This is a genomic window from Vibrio sp. 10N.286.49.E11 (assembly GCF_041469505.1).
Taxonomy (GTDB): Bacteria; Pseudomonadota; Gammaproteobacteria; order Enterobacterales; family Vibrionaceae; genus Vibrio; species Vibrio crassostreae_C.
Genome location: NZ_JBFRKQ010000135.1, coordinates 1 through 3819 on the forward strand (window position 1 = coordinate 1; position 3819 = coordinate 3819).

5 protein-coding genes are annotated in these 3819 nt (G+C 41.4%); 2 read left to right on the forward strand and 3 right to left on the reverse strand.

Features of this window, described 5'->3' with window-relative positions; translation table 11 throughout:
• Positions 1 to 89: 89 nt before the first annotated feature.
• Positions 90 to 350, reverse strand: coding sequence for a DUF5062 family protein (locus AB4167_RS21815; RefSeq protein WP_017061084.1), 261 nt, complete (start codon positions 348 to 350; stop codon positions 90 to 92).
• 478 nt (positions 351 to 828) lie between these two features.
• Here AB4167_RS21815 and AB4167_RS21820 point away from each other — a divergent pair, with 478 nt between their 5' ends.
• Entirely contained in the window at positions 829 to 1044 is a 216-nt protein-coding gene (locus tag AB4167_RS21820; RefSeq protein ID WP_029235681.1) for a hypothetical protein, read from the forward strand.
• Positions 1045 to 1206: 162 nt separating this feature from the next.
• Here AB4167_RS21820 and AB4167_RS21825 read toward each other — a convergent pair whose 3' ends face one another.
• Positions 1207 to 1863, reverse strand: coding sequence for a QnrS family quinolone resistance pentapeptide repeat protein (locus AB4167_RS21825; protein WP_017070122.1), 657 nt, complete (start codon positions 1861 to 1863; stop codon positions 1207 to 1209).
• 320 nt (positions 1864 to 2183) lie between these two features.
• Between AB4167_RS21825 and AB4167_RS21830 the strand changes: the two genes are divergently transcribed.
• Positions 2184 to 2774, forward strand: coding sequence for a TetR/AcrR family transcriptional regulator (locus AB4167_RS21830; protein ID WP_102458015.1), 591 nt, complete (start codon positions 2184 to 2186; stop codon positions 2772 to 2774).
• A gap of 98 nt (positions 2775 to 2872) precedes the next feature.
• On the opposite strand, the gene AB4167_RS21835 is transcribed toward AB4167_RS21830, so the two are convergent.
• Positions 2873 to 3819: anaerobic sulfatase maturase (locus AB4167_RS21835; protein ID WP_372137015.1), on the reverse strand; the 947-nt coding region annotated here is incomplete at its 5' end.

Genomic DNA, 3819 nt, shown 5'->3' on the forward strand with positions numbered 1-3819 from the left:
GCGATGAACCTATTTTTACTGCTCCATAAAGCAAAAAACCCAGCGAAAAATCGCTAGGTTTCAAATATAAAAAATGAGGTAATACAAGTTTACTTCAGCGGGTCATTGTCCGGCAGTGCCTTATGAAGCCAGAGTGCTAAACGCTTCTTGATGTTCGCGCCATCAAGCTTATCGTCCGGTAACGGTGTGATCTGATTGACTTCAACAAGGAACAAGTACACCGCTTTAACCTTTATCGGTTGGGATGAATTTGGCAAATCAAAACCTTGTAGCTTAGCCATCTTAAAACCGACTTCAACTGCTTTTTTTACCAGCTTATCTTCATTAATGATCTTCGCGGTTTTCGACATATCATCTCCATCATCTTTATCGAATGAATATTGAGTATATCAAACCGAAAAATTCACAAGATTACTTCGCTCTCAATTTGAGGAGTCACTTTGATAAATAACATAAAACGAATAACAGGCTCTAGGATGACTCTAATTCGCTTGATAGTTACGCCACCAATACCTGTACGCAAACGGTCTCTTAACAGAACACTCAATAAATGAGATCTTAAGTCAAAAAACAAAAATTCGAATAATATTTGACTTAGCATTCCAAAGAATACGGAATATTATGATGTTCATTTTGAAAGTTAAAATTCAATAAAAGATCAATAAACTGCTGTTATTTAACTGGTTTAATACTAATTCGACTTAGATCATATTTACAACCAATTGAAACCAATTGAAACCAATTGAAACCAATTGTAACCAATTGTTATTTACAAAATACTCACTAAGAAAATAGAATAAAACCACTAATTTTATACTGGTGTTGAAAATGCGTTACCTCTGGGCTTCATTCTGTCATAAAAATCCAATTCCGGGTCGAATTGTTCATATCCTTGTTATGTTGATAGCGCTAGCTTCTATCACCATTCCATTGATTTCAAAAGACGCCACAACCATCTTAACTTCACTGTGTGCTGCTCTAGTCTGTTTCGTCGTTTTTGTCTTCTTTGCGCTCGCCGACAAAATGCGCTCAGGCATGCATTAATCAACCAATCAGTTCTCTATCACCAAGCATTCTCTTTTTAAAAATTCATTATAAAATGCTGGTTACCAAATACGGAAAAGCCCAAAGTTATTAGCTTTGGGCTTTTCTTCTATAGCGAATTCTTACATATTCCAAATAGCCTGTAGTTAGAAATTACAGCTATCAATCAGGCATCACCACAATACCCATGCTTTCAAGCAGTTGTTCTTGTTGCCAAGCAACGATTTTAATCCCCGATGTGTCTACCTTGCGAGGATCTAACCCTTCTAATTCAGCATGGCATAAATTAGCACCTTGCATACTAAATTGCCCCCATACATCTTCCGAGAACACGCCTCGGCTAAGATCGGACTCTTTTAGTGACGCTCCGCCAAGGTAAGTACCTATCCAGCGGTTTTCAAATAACTCACACTTCTCTAAACAAGCTTGCTCCAAGTTGGCGTATGACAGGTTACAGCCCGTAATATACGCGGAGCAAAAATACATTCTATTGCTTACCTGGTTGGCAAAGTTAGCACGAGTAAAGTTCGCCCCTTTCAGGTCACAATCACGTAACTCAATACCGTAGCAATTCGCGTTGCTAAAATTCGCCATCGCCAACTGACAGTTCTGAAAACTTGCATCACGCAAATCTGCAACATCGAAGTGGCATCCCTCAATATCGCCTTGTTCGATAAACTTACAGTTAATAAACGTTGCATCACGTAAGTTCGAACGTCTGAAATCACAACGGATAAACGTACAGGCTGTAAATGTAAGCTCTGATAAGTCTTGCTGAGCAAAATTGTGGTGATGATAAGTGCTGTTATTGGTGTCCATTTAGCCCCCTAAAGAAATTAAGCTAAGACTACCATTGCGATCTTAAGAAAACACCAAATTAAAAACGAACAAAAACAGCAACTTAAAACACCCAAATTTAGCCATTTTAAGGCACCAAACAGGCCCTTTAAGGTTGTTATTTTCGATTTATAGGATGTGCTTATCTTGAAAAAAGTTTTGTCGCTTAGAAGTGCCAATAAGAGAAAAAGTTACTTTGACGAAACGAGTCAATTATTGACCGCGTCCTAACGCGCTAGACTGGACGGTTGGTATGTTGCTCGTTACACTATTCCTCATTCTCAGCATAAAGAGTAAGAACAATGAAAGACATGCGACAAGCTATGCTCGATGCAGGATTTAGCCTTATTAATGAACACGGGTTTGCTGGTGTTGGCCTGATGAAGATCATCAACCAAGCGGAAGGCACGAAGGGTTCTTTTTACCACTACTTTAAATCCAAAGAGCACTTTGGTGAGATCCTTCTTACTAACTACTTTGATGAGCATCTCGCTAAGCTGGATGACTTTTTAAGTGATGAATCGCTTTCTCGTCGTGACCGCGTTAAAGCCTATTTCGAGTTTTGGTGTGCGTCGAAACTGACTGAAGACTTCAATATCCAATGTCTTGTTGTAAAACTGGCGGGAGAAGTATCTGGGTCTGCAAACCCGTTGCAATCGACCATGGCAGAAGGCGCAGAAAAGATAATCCTGCGTATGGCAAAGCTGTTTGAAGAAGGCAATGAGGCCGGTGATTTCACTATCGCAGAGCCCGAATCGCTATCTCGAACGCTTTATGGTTTATGGCTTGGCTCAACGCTCATGGCCGCCATGCAGCGTAACCGTTCGATTCTAAACAATGCCATGGAAGAGACTCTTCTCGCCATGAGCCCAGCCCAAGAATCGGCTGACTAGATACCCGTTACCAAATACCAAATACCAAGAGGCTCGCACAATTTAGCGAGCCTTCTATCTAACTTAAATCTTGATTGAATCCATTCACGCCTACTCCATTACCCCAGACGAGACGCAATATTATTGGCTTTGAATAAGTCCTTAATAACAGGGTCGATATGCTTGAAGAAGCTCAGCCAACCTTCACACAAGTAATTTAGCCCTGCTTCGCCATCTCGGCTTGTGATGATGCGGTTTTTGGGGCACTCCCCATGACATGCGAACTTAAACTCACAGGTTTGGCATTGTTTCGGCAAAGACTTCTGTTTGGAGAACCCAAAACTCTGTTGCTTTGGCGAAAAGGCTAAAGATGAAAGCTCTTGTTCCTGAATATTACCCAACTGAAATTCAGGAAAGACATAATGGTCACATGAATACACATCACCATTGGGCTCAACCGCTAACCCTTTGCCGCAGATCTCACTCAAGGTGCACATGGTGCTTTCTCTGCCCATCCACACGCCGAAAAAATTTTCAAAGTACGGCACTAATACCCGACCAAAATCATGTTCGAACCACTCGTCAAAAATGGTAGTAAGGAATTCTCCCCATTGCGCTGAACCGACACTCCACGATTCAACTTCGCCAGAGACAGGAATGATCGCTTGTTGGTTGCTCAACCATTGATTGTTGGTATGAGCCTCGCGCTTATCCACCACAGGGATGAACTGCAGCTGCTTCGAACCCACTTCATCGCGTAGAAAGCGATAAACCTCTAGTGGATACTTACCTGTCACATCATTCACACAGCTTAGGGTCGCGAACTCGACGTTATGTTGTTTCAAGTAGCGAATGCCACGCATTGTTTGAGAAAAAGTGCCTTTGCCTGCACGGTTGGTTCGGTAGTGATTATGTAAGTGCTCTGGGCCATCAATGCTCACACCGATGATAAAGTCATGTTTATTGAAAAAATTACACCACGCATCATTCAACAAGGTGCCATTGGTTTGCAGATCATTACTAATAGTACTGTGGCTAGGGCAATATTTTTGGTTCATCGCGGATT